The sequence below is a fragment of the Planomonospora algeriensis genome (genome assembly GCF_977012225.1).
Map to the genome: position 1 here is coordinate 1 of NZ_CDRNDK010000131.1, position 14,339 is coordinate 14,339.

The 14,339-nt window shown below is 71.8% G+C and carries 17 protein-coding genes; 13 read left to right on the plus strand and 4 right to left on the minus strand.

The annotated features are described in order from the left end of the window. A partial coding sequence (locus ACWJ6R_RS15825) for a hypothetical protein (RefSeq protein WP_449062953.1) occupies window positions 1–189 on the plus strand: 189 nt, incomplete at its 5' end. Window positions 190–191: 2 nt separating this feature from the next. Then, on the plus strand, window positions 192–1,097 hold the full coding sequence (locus ACWJ6R_RS15830) for a hypothetical protein (RefSeq protein ID WP_449062954.1): 906 nt from the start codon (window positions 192–194) through the stop codon (window positions 1,095–1,097). Window positions 1,098–1,112: 15 nt separating this feature from the next. Here ACWJ6R_RS15830 and ACWJ6R_RS15835 read toward each other — a convergent pair whose 3' ends face one another. Further along, entirely contained in the window at window positions 1,113–2,015 is a 903-nt protein-coding gene (locus tag ACWJ6R_RS15835) for an SDR family oxidoreductase (protein WP_449062955.1), read from the minus strand. Window positions 2,016–2,142: 127 nt separating this feature from the next. Between ACWJ6R_RS15835 and ACWJ6R_RS15840 the strand changes: the two genes are divergently transcribed. The 4 genes from ACWJ6R_RS15840 to ACWJ6R_RS15855 all read left to right on the plus strand — a co-directional run bounded on the left by ACWJ6R_RS15840 (window position 2,143) and on the right by ACWJ6R_RS15855 (window position 5,771). Next, window positions 2,143–2,895 carry an enoyl-CoA hydratase family protein gene (locus tag ACWJ6R_RS15840; protein WP_449062956.1) on the plus strand — a complete coding sequence of 251 codons (753 nt, stop codon included), beginning with the start codon at window positions 2,143–2,145 and terminating at the stop codon, window positions 2,893–2,895. Window positions 2,896–2,989: 94 nt separating this feature from the next. Next, complete coding sequence (locus ACWJ6R_RS15845) at window positions 2,990–3,949, plus strand: CoA transferase subunit A (protein ID WP_449062957.1); 960 nt, start codon at window positions 2,990–2,992, stop codon at window positions 3,947–3,949. Further along, window positions 3,946–4,698, plus strand: coding sequence for a CoA-transferase subunit beta (locus tag ACWJ6R_RS15850; protein WP_449062958.1), 753 nt, complete (start codon window positions 3,946–3,948; stop codon window positions 4,696–4,698). The genes ACWJ6R_RS15845 and ACWJ6R_RS15850 overlap by 4 nt, the downstream gene beginning before the upstream one ends. Then, window positions 4,695–5,771 (plus strand): NAD(P)H-dependent flavin oxidoreductase, encoded by a 1,077-nt coding sequence (locus ACWJ6R_RS15855; RefSeq protein ID WP_449062959.1) that lies wholly within the window; start codon window positions 4,695–4,697, stop codon window positions 5,769–5,771. The genes ACWJ6R_RS15850 and ACWJ6R_RS15855 overlap by 4 nt, the downstream gene beginning before the upstream one ends. A 58-nt stretch (window positions 5,772–5,829) precedes the next feature. Here the strand turns inward: ACWJ6R_RS15855 and ACWJ6R_RS15860 are convergent, their stop codons facing one another. After that, complete coding sequence (locus ACWJ6R_RS15860; RefSeq protein ID WP_449062960.1) at window positions 5,830–6,363, minus strand: hypothetical protein; 534 nt, start codon at window positions 6,361–6,363, stop codon at window positions 5,830–5,832. Window positions 6,364–6,605: 242 nt separating this feature from the next. On the opposite strand from ACWJ6R_RS15860, the gene ACWJ6R_RS15865 reads away from it, so the two are divergent. The 4 genes from ACWJ6R_RS15865 (at window position 6,606) to ACWJ6R_RS15880 (ending at window position 10,005) form a co-directional block, all read left to right on the plus strand. Next, window positions 6,606–6,890 (plus strand): transposase, encoded by a 285-nt coding sequence (locus tag ACWJ6R_RS15865; RefSeq protein WP_449062961.1) that lies wholly within the window; start codon window positions 6,606–6,608, stop codon window positions 6,888–6,890. Window positions 6,891–7,362: 472 nt separating this feature from the next. Beyond that, window positions 7,363–8,481 (plus strand): sensor histidine kinase, encoded by a 1,119-nt coding sequence (locus ACWJ6R_RS15870; protein ID WP_449062962.1) that lies wholly within the window; start codon window positions 7,363–7,365, stop codon window positions 8,479–8,481. Next, a complete protein-coding gene (locus ACWJ6R_RS15875) occupies window positions 8,478–9,146 on the plus strand; it encodes a response regulator (protein WP_449062963.1) in 669 nt (222 codons plus the stop codon). The genes ACWJ6R_RS15870 and ACWJ6R_RS15875 overlap by 4 nt, the downstream gene beginning before the upstream one ends. 148 nt (window positions 9,147–9,294) lie before the next feature. After that, on the plus strand, window positions 9,295–10,005 hold the full coding sequence (locus ACWJ6R_RS15880; RefSeq protein WP_449062964.1) for a class I SAM-dependent methyltransferase: 711 nt from the start codon (window positions 9,295–9,297) through the stop codon (window positions 10,003–10,005). Here ACWJ6R_RS15880 and ACWJ6R_RS15885 read toward each other — a convergent pair. Next, window positions 9,961–10,623 (minus strand): hypothetical protein, encoded by a 663-nt coding sequence (locus tag ACWJ6R_RS15885; protein WP_449062965.1) that lies wholly within the window; start codon window positions 10,621–10,623, stop codon window positions 9,961–9,963. The genes ACWJ6R_RS15880 and ACWJ6R_RS15885 overlap by 45 nt on opposite strands. 110 nt (window positions 10,624–10,733) lie before the next feature. On the opposite strand from ACWJ6R_RS15885, the gene ACWJ6R_RS15890 reads away from it, so the two are divergent. Together ACWJ6R_RS15890 and ACWJ6R_RS15895 are read left to right on the plus strand one after the other, a co-directional pair. After that, window positions 10,734–11,051: a helix-turn-helix domain-containing protein gene (locus ACWJ6R_RS15890; RefSeq protein ID WP_449062966.1), complete on the plus strand. Its 318-nt coding sequence runs from the start codon at window positions 10,734–10,736 to the stop codon at window positions 11,049–11,051. A gap of 125 nt (window positions 11,052–11,176) precedes the next feature. Continuing rightward, window positions 11,177–11,449, plus strand: coding sequence for a GlsB/YeaQ/YmgE family stress response membrane protein (locus ACWJ6R_RS15895; RefSeq protein ID WP_449062967.1), 273 nt, complete (start codon window positions 11,177–11,179; stop codon window positions 11,447–11,449). A 132-nt stretch (window positions 11,450–11,581) separates the two neighbouring features. On the opposite strand, the gene ACWJ6R_RS15900 is transcribed toward ACWJ6R_RS15895, so the two are convergent. Beyond that, complete coding sequence (locus tag ACWJ6R_RS15900; protein ID WP_449062968.1) at window positions 11,582–12,562, minus strand: sporulation protein; 981 nt, start codon at window positions 12,560–12,562, stop codon at window positions 11,582–11,584. 373 nt (window positions 12,563–12,935) lie between these two features. Here ACWJ6R_RS15900 and ACWJ6R_RS15905 point away from each other — a divergent pair. Then, a partial coding sequence (locus ACWJ6R_RS15905) for a hemolysin family protein (RefSeq protein WP_449062969.1) occupies window positions 12,936–14,339 on the plus strand: 1,404 nt, incomplete at its 3' end.

Below are 14,339 nucleotides of genomic sequence, written 5' to 3' on the forward strand. Positions count from 1 at the left end.
CCGCGCAACGGCCTGGCCGGGTTCGTCACGCTCGCCGCCACGGCCGCCGAGTGGTGCGGCGCGCGCGGCGAGATACCCGAAGTGCGCGAGACGGCCGCCCGCAAGGGGAACAGCGGCCTGCTCCGCGAGGTCCGCCGGCTGCACGACCGGCTGACCGGAGACGCCGGCGGCACCGGCCAGGAAGGATGACCATGAAGTCCACCCGATCCAAGCGGAACCGGAACTGGCGCTCCCGGCCCGATGAGGGCCACGCGATGCGGATGGAGATCGGTGATCTCGCCCGCGCCGCCGCCGCGCCGGGCTGGTCGCGGCTCACCGTCCGCCACGCCCGGATCGGCGCGCACGCGCTGACCACCGTCACCCGGGACGGCCGCGAGCTCGCCGTCGACGGCATGGACGAGCCGTTCCGGCGTCTCCGCGAGCTGTCCTACCGCGCCGACGCGGGCACCTGGTTCACCTGCGAGCTGGCGTTCTCACCCGGAAGCAGGGGCTACACCGGCAGTGTCGACTCCTCCGCGCGGCCGTTCGAGGACGTGCCGCCGTCGGCGGCGCTGGCGGAACTGGCCGCATTCCCCCGCGAGGAGCCGCCCGGCTGGCTGGCGGCCGCACTGCCGACCGCCGAGCCTCTCGGCCTGCCCGTCGCGTACGGAGACGAGTACGACCGGTGGGGCGGCCTCCGCGGAGACGACCGGACGCCGCCGTTGCCGATCGCGGGGGAGTTCGACTACCTACCGGCCTCGACCATGACCGCCCGGGTTCTCAGTCATAACCAGGATCACCGCCAGCACACGGTCTACCTGGCGGAGCAGGCCGACGGACCCGATGATGCCGGGTGCCTGATGGTGACGCGCTACCAGGACGCCTACTGGGTGGCGCGTCACGGCATGCGCGGCACCGGCGAGGGCGTGCGCTTCATCGAACTGGACGGGGCGGTGCTCCGGCTGGAGCTGACCGCCGAGGCCGCCGACGCGCTGGAGACCGAGACCGTCTTCGAGGTCCGCCTCGACCTGCCGTCCCGGACGATCGGCGAACTGCGCGTGGTCCTGCCCGGCATGCTGCGGCCCGTCGCCCGGCCGCCGGAGCTGATCGGGTTCTGAGCCGGTGCGTAGTCCTCAGGCCCCGTAGACGGGTTCGGGGGCGGCGGCGTCGGCGAGCAGGCCGGTGATCACCGGGCCTAGGTCGGCGGCCTGCCAGCGGGCGCCGTTGTCGGAGGCCGGGCCGTGCCGGAAGCCCTCCATCACGCAGATCCGGCCGCCCTCGACCTCGAAGACGCGCCCCGTCACCCCCCGCGACCCGGCCGAGGCGAGCCAGGCCACCAGGGGGGAGACGTTCTCCGGGGCCATCGCGTCGAAGGAGCCGTCCTGCGGGGCCGCCATGGTCGCGGCGAAGACCCGCTCGGTCATCCGGGTCCGGGCGGCCGGGGCGATCGCGTTGACGGTCACGCCGTACCGGGCCAGTTCGGCGGCGGCGACCAGGGTGAGACCCGCGATGCCCGCCTTGGCCGCGGCGTAGTTGCCCTGCCCCACGCTGCCGAGCAGGCCCGCTCCGGAGGAGGTGTTGACCACCCTGGCGTCCACCGGCCGGCCCGCCTTGGACTCGGCCCGCCAGTGCAGCCCGGCGTGCTTGAGCGGCAGGAAGTGGCCCTTGAGGTGGACGCGCACCACCGCGTCCCACTCCTCCTCCGACAGGTTCACCAGCATGCGGTCGCGGAGGAAGCCCGCGTTGTTGACCAGCACGTCCAGCCGTCCGTACGCCTTCAGGGCGGTCTCCACCAGGCGCCGGGCCCCGTCGCCGTCGGCGACGTCGGAGCAGTCGGCCACCGCCTCGCCGCCCAGCGCGCGGATCTCCTCGGCCACCCGCCGGGCGGGGCTGTCCGACCCGCCCTCCCCGGCGGCGCCCACGCCGAGGTCGTTGACCACGACCTTGGCGCCCTGCCGGGCGAGCTCCAGGGCGTGCGCGCGGCCGAGACCGCGCCCGGCCCCGGTGACGACGGCGACGCGGTCCTTGCAGATCATCGTCGGCTCTCCTCATCGGTGACGGCGGGAACGAGAAGGGGCGGCCCGTGCTCCCGGTCCGGGGAGGCGGTCGCGCCGTTCCTTTGCTACCTTAATTTCTAACAAATGTTTGGTGGAAAGGTAGCCCATGGGAATCTCCACCAGGAAGCACGACGACGGCGTCCGCGAGATCGTCGTGGACGTCCCCCCGGTCAACGCCCTGCCGGTGCGGGGCTGGTTCGAGCTGGCGGAGGCCGTGCGGGAGGCCGGAAGCGACGCCGCGAGCCGCGTCGTGGTGCTCCGCGCGGAGGGCCGGGGCTTCAACGCCGGGGTGGACCTCAAGGAGATGCGGGCCGCCCCGGGGTTCGAGGCGCTGGTGGGCGCCAACCGCGGCTGCCACGCGGCGTTCGCGGCCGTCTACGGGTGCGAGGTGCCGGTCGTCGCGGCCGTGCATGGGTTCTGCCTGGGCGGCGGCGTCGGCCTGGCGGGCAACGCCGACATCGTGGTCGCCGCCGAGGACGCCTACTTCGGCCTGCCCGAGGTGGAGCGGGGCGCGCTCGGAGCCGCCACCCACCTGGCTCGCCTCGTCCCCCAGCACCTGATGCGCGCGATGGTCTACACCTGCCGGAACGTCACGGCGGCCGAACTGCACGCGTTCGGCTCGGTGCTGGCGGTCGCCCCCGCCGACCGGCTCCGCGAGACCGCCTTCGAGGTCGCCGCGCAGATCGCCGCCAAGGACCCCTACGTGATCCGCCGGGCGAAGGAGTCGCTGAACGGCATCGACCCGGTCGACGTCAACCGCAGCTACCGCTTCGAGCAGGGCTTCACCTTCGAGCTCAATCTGATGGGCGTCGGCGACCGGCACCGCGACGCCTTCGCCGCCGAGAGGGCGCGGGGATGACGGGCTACCGGGAGCGGGCCCGGCGCGGCGGGCGGGACGGCCGGCGGAGGGACGGGGCCGTCCGCGCAGCGGGGGAGGAGCAGTGAGCGGGCCGATGAGCAAGGTGATGACGGCCGAGGAGGTCGTCGCCTCGCTGGAGAGCGGCATGACGGTCGGGATCGGCGGCTGGGGCTCGCGGCGCAAGCCGATGGCCCTGGTCCGGGCGGTCTGCAGGTCCTCCCTGCGGGATCTGACGGTCGTGTCGTACGGAGGGCCCGACGTGGGCCTGCTCTGCGCCGCGGGGAAGGTCCGCCGGGTGGTCGCCCCCTTCGTGACGCTCGACTCGGTCCCCCTCGAACCGCACTTCCGGGCCGCCCGGCGGGACGGGGCGGTCGAGCTCACCGAGTACGACGAGGGCATGTTCATGTTCGGCCTGCTCGCCGCGGCGCACCGGCTGCCGTTCCTGCCGACCCGCGCCGGACTCGGCTCGGACGTCATGCGGATCAACCCGGAACTGCGCACGGTCCGCTCGCCGTACGACACCGCGGGGAGGCCGTGCGACGCCGGGGGAGGGCCGCAGCGCGACGCCGCGGGGAGGCCGTACGGCGCCGCCGGGCAGGGCCCGGAGGAAGACGCGGGGGAGGACGCGGAGGGGGAGGAACTGGTCGCGGTGCCGGCGTTGACGCTGGACGCGGCGCTGGTCCACCTGGACCGGGCCGACACCCGCGGCAACGGCCAGTACCTGGGCCCCGACCCCTATCTGGACGACCTGTTCGCCAAGGCCGCCGCCCGCACCTACCTGAGCTGCGAGCGACTGGTGGACCCGGGCGGGCTGGCCGGCCCGCCGCAGACGCTGCTGGTCAGCCGGATGCACGTGGCGGGTGTGGTGGAGGCCCCGGACGGCGCGCACTTCACCGAGTGCGGGGACCGCAGCCGCGACGAGGCCTTCCAGCGGCACTACGCGGCCTCGGCCGCCGACCCGGAGGCATGGGCGGCCTTCGCCGACCGGTTCCTGTCCGGGGACGAGACCGCCTACCGGGACGCGGTACGGCGCTGGCACGAGGAGGCGCGGTGAACGCGACCCGTGCGGAGGTCTGCGTGGCGGCCTGCGCCGAGGCCTGGCGCGGCGACGGCGAGATCCTGGCGGCGGCGATGGGCACCTGCTCGATCCTGGGGGCGCGGCTGGCCCGGCTCACCTTCGAGCCCGGCCTGCTGACCACCGACGGCGGCGCGCTGCTCACCGCCGAGCCGGTGCCGATCGGCGCGCCCACGGGCCCGGCGGAGGGCTGGCTGCCGTTCCGCGACCACCTGTGGCTGGTGCAGAACGGACGGCGGCACGTGATGATGGGCGCCTCCCAGATCGACCGGTACGGCAACACCAACATCTCGGCGATCGGCGACTGGGCCCGGCCGACCTCCCAACTGCTCGGCGTGCGCGGCGCCCCCGGCAACACGATCTGCAACCCGGTCAGCTACTGGATCCCCCGCCACTCCACCCGGGTGTTCGTGCCGGAGGCGGACGTGGTCAGCGGGGTCGGCTCCGACCGGGCGGCGGAGCTGGGCGCGCGCGCCTCCCGCTTCCACGACCTGCGCCGGGTCGTGACCGACCTGGGCGTGTTCGACTTCGGCACACCGGACGGGACGATGCGGCTGGTCTCGGTCCACCCCGGGGTGGAGGCCGGGCAGGTCGCCGCCGCCACCGGCTTCGACCTGGTGATCGACGGCGACGTGCCGCAGACCCGGTGGCCGACGGACGAGGAACTGCGGCTGATCCGCGAGGTGCTCGACCCCCGGGGCCTGCGGGACCGGGAGGTCCGGGCATGATCGACCAGATGCTGGACACGCCGCTCACCCGCCTGACCGGCGTCCGCCACCCGGTCGTGCAGACCGGGATGGGCTGGGTGGCGGGGCCGAGGCTGGTCTCCGCGACGGCCGACGCGGGCGGACTCGGCATCCTCGCCTCGGCCACCATGACCCTCGACCGGCTCGCCGCCGCCGTCGAGGAGGTCCGCTCGCGCACCGACGCGCCCTTCGGGGTGAACCTGCGCGCCGACGCCTCCGACGCGGGCGACCGCGTCGACCTGCTGATCAGGCACCGGGTGAAGGTCGCCTCCTTCGCGCTGGCCCCCCGCCCGGAGCTGATCGCCCGGCTGAAGGACGCCGGTGTCGTGGTGATCCCGTCCGTCGGGGCGCGCCGCCACGCGGAGAAGGTCGCCGCCTGGGGTGCCGACGCGGTGCTCGTCCAGGGCGGCGAGGGCGGCGGCCACACTGGACCGGTCGCCACCACGCTGCTGCTGCCCCAGATCGTCGACGCCGTCGGCATCCCGGTGATCGCCGCCGGCGGCTTCTTCGACGGCCGGGGCCTGGCCGCCGCCCTGGCGTACGGCGCGGCGGGCGTGGCCATGGGCACCCGGTTCCTGCTCACCTCCGACAGCCCGGTCCCGGACGCGGTCAAACGGCTCTATCTGGCCGCGTCGGAGACCGTGGTCACCCGCCAGGTGGACGGCATGCCGCACCGGGTGCTGCGCACGCCGCTGGTGGACGGGCTGGAGGACGCGGGCCGGCTGACCGGCCTGGCCCGCGCGGTGCGCAACGCCGCCCGCTTCCGGAAGCTCTCCGGCATGTCCTGGCCGGAGATGATCCGCGACGGCCTGGCCATGAGGCACGGCAGGGAGCTGACCTGGTCCCAGATGCTGATGGCGGCCAACACGCCCATGCTGCTGAAGGCGGCCATGGTCGACGGCCGCCCCGACCTCGGGGTGATGGCCGCCGGCCAGGTGGTGGCCCTCATCGACGACCTGCCCTCCTGTGAGGAGCTGATCGACGCCGTCGTCGCCCAGGCCGCCGATGTCCTGCGGGACCCGCCGGGGCTGCGCCCGCCGTCCCCGAGTCCGTGACCGGTCGGGCCATCCGCTCTCGAACGTGTCCCGAGCCGTCAGATAGCCGGGTGATGGATCACGATTGCGATTCGTGGTCGTTGCGGACGGGTGGGGCTGGCCGGGCAAGGTGTTTCCGCGAGTGCGAGCCCCAGTTCGGGGACCTGCCGGTAGTTATCTGACTCGCTGAGTGTGACGGCGCGGAGGTGAGGGTGTCCCAGGCGGCCATCGCGCAGGTGATGACCGCTTCCAACGCGGCGTGGTCGGCACCGTCGCGGGCTTGTACGGATAGGCCTTGCACCACGGTGGTGTAGCACTCATCCCCGGCTTGAGGGCCGATGCCTTCTGCGGACCTTCGGTAACGGGTGATGGCGTCGAGGCCGGCGGGCGGCGCGGTGAGGTCGCCGTCGGTGACACCGCGGGCGAGCCGGTCCTTGACGGTGCTGAGCATGTCGCGCCACAGGTCGGCCAGGAACTCCTGGACCGCGTGGTTTTCCACCGCGCCGCTCGGCGCGGCCAGGATGAGCATGCAGTAGTGCGGGGTGTCGGGGCGGGTGATCTCGTCGGCGGTGGCGCGCGGCATGGCGTGGATCGCTCGGCGCGCGGTCCGCATCCGGGGCAACTCCACACCCCTCCGGATAACGCAGACCGGGGTCGGCTGAAACGGCAAGATCCGTAGCATGGCTGACCGGGGTCGATGCCTGTAGGGGAACCTCCAGCGTGATCTCCTCACGTCGACGGCAAGTCCCCGCATCAAGCCCAGGAAATGATCAGAGTTGGTACGGCGGGACTTCCACCTTGGACGTGGACACCTTGGGACCTGGACCATGAGAGTTCCATGGAGCGGAGTCCTCGTTGGCGACGTTCACATACCCGGCGGAGTTCCGGGCTGACGCCGTGGCGCTGGTGCGCTCCTCAACCCGGCCGGTCGCGCAGATCGCCCGAGAGCTCGGGATCACCCACGAGACGCTGCGCAGCCGGGTCCGCGCGGCCGAACGCGCCGAGCGGCCCGAGGCGGCGGCCGAGGCCGCCAAGGACGCCGAACTGGCCGCCCTGCGCAAGGAAGTCGCCGAACTGAAGCTGGAGCGCGAGATCCTACGCAAGGCCGCGGAGTGTTTCGCGCGGGAGACGCTGGGGTGAGCCGTTTGGCCCTTCACCGCCGACCACGCGCCCGCCTTCGGCGTCAAACGGCTGTGCGGGGTCTTGGGCCTGTCCCGCTCAATGGGTAACGACGTCACAGCGCCCTGAAAGTATGACTCCCGTCGAATATGAGACGCCCGAACGTCCAACCTGCATGACAGCCAGCCAAGGTGACTCCACCAAATCTGGAATGCATCGGCTCTGCGGCACTGTCCGGATCTGTTGGGCAGACTGGAGGCGCGCCGCCTCCATGAGCTGATCGGAATCCGTATCGGCGCCGCCAGACGGATGTCCTTGCGGGAGGTGCTCGGCGCTGAGGCGACGGTTGAGCAGCCCGTGGCGTATCGGCGCTGGACTGCGTACCCTTCGCGGGGACCTCGCCCCGGGTGCGCAGGCACCGCTGTTTCCCCTGCCCCTGGCGCGGTTCCCCTCAGCCGCCTGGGCGGTGCACCTGGCGGTAGGCGTCTGTACGGTGCTGTTGGCCGCGGTCGCTTGGCACACGCTGATCGAGGACTACGGCTTTCGCAACGAGCCCGCCGCGATGCTCGGCGTCACCCAGGCTCTGGCCCTGCCGCTGTGCCTGTACTGGCCCATGGCCGGCTGGTGGCTGTCTCTGGGCGCCGCCGCGCTCACCGCCGTGCTCGCCGCACTGGTCGCACAACCCGTGCAGACGATATGGCCCGCCCCTTGCCTGGCCGTCCACGTGAGCGTGCTGGCCCTGGCCGGGCTTCGGGCCCGGCCGCGGGTGCTGGCCGAGATGTGGCTGATCACTGTGGCGGCCGGGATCGCCTTGGCCTTCGGGCTGTCGGGCGGGCGGGCGCTGTCGGCTCTGGCCGACATGACGGTGCTCTCGGGTGCGGTTTCGGTCGCGGTCGGCGCGCTGCGGGGCCGCAGCGAGGCGCTGCGCAAGATGGCCCGCGCCGAGTTGGTGAGCGGACAGGAACAGACCCGGCGCACTCTGCTGGAGGAACGCACCCGCATCGCCCGCGAACTGCACGATGTGGTCGCCCACCACATGTCGGTGGTCGCCGTCCAGGCCGAGGCCGCTCCCTGCCGGGTGACCGATCCCCCCGAGGAGCTGATGCGCAGCTTCGCCACCATTCGCACCAGCGCGCTGGAAGCGCTCACCGAGCTCCACCGGATTCTCGGCCTGCTCAGAAGCGAGACCGCAGGGCAAGAGCACGGCCCCCAGCCGACCCTGGGGCACCTCGGTGATCTGCTGGATCGGGTCCGGGAAGCGGGCCTGGACGTCACCGCGGCCACGACCGGCATCCGGCGGACGCTTGCCCCGGGGGTGGAGCTGTCGGCGTATCGCATCGTCCAGGAGTCGTTGAGCAACGTGCTGCGGCACGCCCCCGGCGCGGACACGCGCATCGAAATCATCTACCGGCCCGCGTGCCTGGATCTGCGCGTGACGAACGGCCCGCCGCTGAACCCGCCGCCCGCATCCTCCTCAGGGCCTGGGCACGGGCTGCTGGGAATGCGGGAACGGATCGCGATGCTGGGCGGGCAGCTGACCGCCGGCCCCCGGGCGGACGGCGGGTACGCCGTCACCGCGCGCCTGCCCATCGACGGAAGCGAGGAGATATGACCATCCGGGTGCTGGTCGCCGACGACCAGGCCATGGTGCGCGAAGGGTTCGTGGTGCTGCTCAACGCCCAGCCCGACATCGAGGTGGTAGGTGAGGCGGCCGACGGCAGGGAGGCCGTCGGCAAGGCCGCCGAGCTGCGCCCCGACGTCGTGTTGATGGACGTGCGCATGCCCGTGATGGACGGCCTGGAGGCCACCCGGCGGCTCGCGGGCCGTACCAAGGTGGTGGTGCTCACCACGTTCGATCTCGATGAGTACGTCTACGAGGCGCTGCGGGCCGGGGCCAGCGGGTTCCTGTTGAAGAGCGCCACCGGTCGCGAGCTGGGCGAGGCGGTGCGGATCGCGGCCAGGGGTGATGCCCTGCTGGCGCCGTCGGTGACGCGGCGGCTCATCGACGCCTTCGCCCGCCTGGCCCCCTCCCCGGCGCACACCGGTCTGCGCATCGAGCAGCTGACCGAACGTGAAAGCGAGATCCTGGCGCTCATCGCGCACGGCCTGTCGAACGGGGAGATCGCCGGCCGGCTCACGATCGCCGAGCCCACGGTGAAAACCCACGTCAGCAACCTGCTGATGAAGCTGGGCCTGCGCGATCGCACCCAGGCGGCGGTGTACGCCTTCCAGACCGGTCTGGTGCGTGCCGGCGGGCGTCTGCCGGAGGTGCCGTAGCCGCACCGCTCGTGCCTCCGTCTGCAGGATGAGTTCGGCAGATCGGCCGCAAGATCCATGACGTCCAGCCGTCGGCGTTCGTAGGGTCTCATCGAGCCCACAGGCGACGATCTTTTCGAGCCGGCCTTCCGGACGGGAAAGAGGCGGCATGACCATCACGGCGCAGATCCCGCAGACCCTGCACCGCGCGCTCTTCAAGACGGTGTCCCTGCTGACCGCGCGGGGGCAGGGGGCGGTGCTGCGCCGCTACTTCGACTGGTGGCATCGCCGCCCGGACCCGTGGAACCTGGGAACCGACGACTACGAGCAGCACAAGTACGCCACCACGCTGCGGCAGCTGCCCGCGCGGTCGTACCGGCGGATCCTGGAGGTGGGATGCAGCGAGGGAGTCTTCACCTGGCTGCTGGCGGACACCTATCCCGACGCCGAGATCACCGGTATCGACATCTCCCGGCGGGCGCTCGAGCGTGCCCGCCGCCGGACCGGCGAGGAGGCCCGCCGGGTGCGTTTCCTGCAGGCCGACATCCTCACCCACGATCCCGGGCACCGCTTCGACCTCATCTTCTGCGCCGAGACCCTCTATTACCTGGGGCGCGACGACCGGGTCCGGCACGCCTGCGCCCGGCTGAGCGCGCTGCTGGAACCCGCCGGTCTGCTGGTCATGGTCCATCCCTGGCCGGAGAGCCAACGGCTTCACCGCCATCTGAATGCCGATGCGGCGGTGTCGAAGCTGACGGAGCAGGCGGACACCACCGTACACCGCCCCTTCTCCGTCGCCGTCTACCGAGCCGCGCCGCACCGGGGAATCAACGTCTCACCACTGGAGAGCCGAACGCAGGCGGGTCGACAGCGGTCCTGAGGTGGCCGTCATCGGAGGCACCGACTGGATCGAGCTGCTGCAAGCTGGTGTCACCGCTCTCGGAGTGATCACCGCCGTGGGCGTACGGTAGGTGCGGCGTCCGATCACTGGCCCGATCACCCCTGTCACCGTCTCGTTGCAGCGGCCGGTCACACATGAGGTGCCCACGAGGAGGCCGCCCTCGACTGGAAGGACAAGATCAGGTCGGGGACCGTGCAGCCGGGGCGTGAGTGGCAGGCGGCGAACAGCAGGGCCGACAGCAGCGCAGCCCCCGAGGCCCAGCCCGATTGCGGCGCAGCCGAAGCGGCCCCAGCGCACCAGCACGCGCAGGTCCCGATCCAGGCGCAGCACGAGGGCGGTCAGCGCCAGCGCACCCGCGCCGAATGTCAGCAGGATGCCCGCCTGGTCGGTGAAGCGCAGCCACGGCACCGCGCCGACGGCCCCGAGACGCCACAATCCCGAGGGTGTCATCGCATCCCGGATCAGCATGAACCCGAGGACGAGCATCATGATCCGCAGCAGCGGATCGCGGTCGCTGCGCATCAGGGCGGCACAGGTACCGATCAGCAGCAGGCCAGGCAGGAGGCGGACGGCGTAGGTGAGAACGTCGGGCAGCACAAGGACATCTCCGCCCAGCGGGAAGAAAGGCGGGGGCCAGGCGAAGCGCGCACGTCCGCGTTCCCATAATGCGAGCTATCGTCAGTTTCCGGTACTCGCATTGGAGGGCCGTGCTCACTGTCCGTAAACAGTCCCGCCAGCAGTGCTCACGCGAGACGGTCGCGGCGATCCTGGAGGCGGCTGCTCAGCTTTTCCGGCGGCACGGCTACGGCGAAACCACCACGAACAAGATCGCCGAGCGGGCCGGGGTCTCGATCGGCTCGCTATCCATAGCTGAGCGCACTCCTAGCCGTCCAGGCGTCGAGGCGCAGATCCACGGAGCCCTGCTCGTCCCTGCGACCGGTGACACGGCAGAGGCGCTGCAGGCCATCGTGGACCTGTGGCATCGGGCCCTGGATTACCCGCTCAGCGACGCCGTGCCGCCGTGACCCGCCTCGCCTGCGGCAGTCGCCATGCGGCGGAACCACCGTAGGCGTCCGGCCGTTGAACCAGGCGATCGGTTCGTCGCCTTCGGCTGATGGGGGTCGGCGGCCAGCGTACGGGAGCGTGCAGCATGGAAGTGACCGGCCTCGTCTCCGCGCTCATCATCGGCATCGTGATCGGAGCGCTCGGCCGGCTGGTCATCCCGGGCCGACAGCGCATCCCGATCTGGCTGACCATGGTGATCGGTATCGTCGCCGCGCTCATCGGCACCGCCGTCGCCGCCGTGCTGGGGGTGGCCGACACCCGCGGTATCGACTGGATCGAGCTGGCCGTCCAGGTAGCGCTGGCCGCCGGCGGCGTGACGGTCGCGGTCAAGGCCTACGACCGGCGCCAAATCCACTGACCGACCCGGCGCTCGCCGAGTGCGGCATCCGGCTCGGCGCACAAGACGGGTGACGGCCCGTTCCGCGCTGTGCGCGGGGCGGGCCGTCATCGTTGCGCCAGGTGCGGGCTCAGCAGGCCAGAACCGGTGTGGTCACTCCTCCTCGCCTTCGAAGAAGTCGCCGATCTCGTCGATCGCCTCGGCGGCGATGAACCCGCCGACCATCCCGGCCGCTCCGGCGGCCACGACCCCGCCCATGCCCGGACCGCTGCGGTGGCCGTGGTGGGAGTCGTGGTGACCACCGTAGTGACCGCCCTGGTGGGCATACGGATCATGGTGGCCACCGGGGAAGCCGCCGACGGCGTACTGGGAAAGCGAGGCGAGCCAGCCGTTGATCTCTGCGGTCCAGTCCCGGTGCAGGCCGTCGGCGTGGCTGGTCTGCCAGCGGCCGACGGCGTCCCCGCCGGAGCTGTAGCGGCCGCTGCGCTTGTCGGCCTCCACGATGATATCCATCCCACCGGGGCCCGTCACGAAGGTCAGCTCGACCTCGGTGAACTGTCCGGCGTAGGCCGGCGGGGCGTAGAACTCGATCTCCTGGTAGAACGGCAGCCGCTGGTCCACCCCGTAGAGGCGGCCCATCTCCAGGTCAGCGCTCTTGAAGGCGAAACCCAGCTGCGTGAACGCGCGCAGCACGGCTTCCTGGGCGGGCAGCGGGGCGATCTCGACGGGGTCCAGGTCGCCCTTGTCGACGGCCTTGGCGATCGCGAGCTCGGTGCGCACGCCCATGGCCATGCCGTGCAGGTGCTGGCCGATGACCTCGGTGACCGGCGCCTCCCACGGCACCGGGAACTGGAAGGGCACGACACGCTCTTCGCCGGTGCGCAGCGTGAACGGCCCCGACACCTCGGTGCGGAAGAACTCGATCAGGCCGACCTGCTCACCCTCGCCGTGCTCAGCCTCGACCCGGGTGACCATCCCGAGCGTGATGTGCTCGATGTCGGCGTCGAAGTCACCGCCCTTGAGGCGGACCTCGCCGCGCAGCAGCTCACCCGGCTGCACGCGCGCGGTGGCCAGCACGGTGTCCACCGAGGGGGCGCCGACGCCGAAGGCACCCAGCATGCGTTTGAAGACCACGGTTTCCTCTTCCTGCTCGAGTGATGTGACCGCTCCTGGAAACGATCAGTACCGGGACGTGGTTCCCGGTGCCGCCCGCCGGATCGGCGGGTGAGAAAGACCTGGCGGCAACGAGGCTATGACCTCGCTCACACCGCTCGCATCCGGGCACGGTGATGCCTTTTCCCGCGTTGACCTCAGCAAAGGCGCCCTGCGGCAAGCCGATCACACAGCTGGGTTACCGTGGTGTCCATGATCGGTTCTCGCCTGCGGTCACGAATCCGCAGGATGTGATGAGACGGCCCCGCCGGGCCGGAAGGAATGGGGTGGTGGTGTCCGTGTCATCGGACTCCAGCCATGGTCGAACCTGCCGTGGACGAGGCAGGGATCAGCGATGAGCATCGCTTTGGGCCTGTTGGCCGTCTTGGTGCTGACGCTGGCCACCGGCTACTTCGTCGCCCAGGAGTTCGCCTACGTCACCGCTGATCGGCTCGCCCTGTCCCAGCAGGCCGCCGGCGGCGACAAGAAAGCCGCCCGCGCGATCAAGGTGATGGAGCGGTTGTCGTTCATGCTGTCGGGCGCCCAGCTCGGCATCACCGTCACCGCCCTGGTCGTCGGGTTCATCGCCAAGCCCGCGCTGGCCGAGCTGGTCGCGCCCGGCCTGAAGGCGATCGGCATCACCGGCGGCGCACTCGACGCCGTCGCGCTGACGCTCGGGTTCGTCATCGCCACGATCATCCAGATGGTGCTGGGCGAACTGGCGCCGAAGAACCTGGCGCTGGCCCGGCCCGAACCGCTGGCCCGCGCGCTGGCCGCCTCCACCCTGCTGTACATGGCGGTCGCCGGGCCGGTCATCCGGCTGTTCGACGCGGCGGCCAACCGGCTGCTGCGCGCCGTCGGCATCGAACCGGTCGAGGAACTGCACCACGGCGCGACCCTGGAAGAACTCGGGCACATCATCGGCGAGTCCGAAGCCCACGGCCACCTGCCGGGTGAGCAGGCCGACCTGCTGGAGCGGGCGCTGGCGTTCGCTGATCACACCGCCGAAGAGGTCATGGTCCCGCGCGCCGACCTGGTCACCGTCTCCGGTACGGCCCTCATCCCGGAGCTGGACGAGCTCATCGCCCGCCACGGCCACACCCACTATCCGGTGCTCGGCGCCGACCCCGGTGAGGTGATCGGCGTGGTGGGCCTGCGCGAGCTGGCCCCCGTGTCCGCCGAGCAGGCCGCCGGCACGCGCGTGGCCGACCTCGCCCGCGACGTGCTGGTGGTGCCGTTCTCGGTCTCCCTGCCCGATCTGGTCGCCCAGCTGCACGCCCGAGGTGAGGAGGTCGCCTGCGTGCTGGACGAGCACGGCGGCCTGGCGGGCCTGGTCACCTGGGAGGACGTGGCCGAGGAACTGGTCGGCGAGATCGCCGATGAAAACGACCTCGACATCCCTCCGGTCGCCGCCACCGCCGGTGGCTGGGAGGTCGACGCGGGCCTGCGCATCGACGAGGTCGCCCTGGCCACCGACCTGGAACTGCCGGATGAGGATGAGTACGACACCGTCAGCGGCCTGATTCTGCACCGCCTGGGCCGCTTCGCCGCAGTCGGCGACACGCTCACCGTCGCGCTGGTGCCGTCCATGGCCGAGGACGCGCCCACCCACCTGCAGATCGAGGTCATGAGCTTGGACCGGCACGTTCCCGATCGGTCCGGCTGCGCCCCGCCCGCCGCACCGGAGACGATGCCCAGCACCAGGCCTGCGTTCCGCAGCTCCGGGCCGATCCATGCCACGTTCGGCCCTGAAACCGCA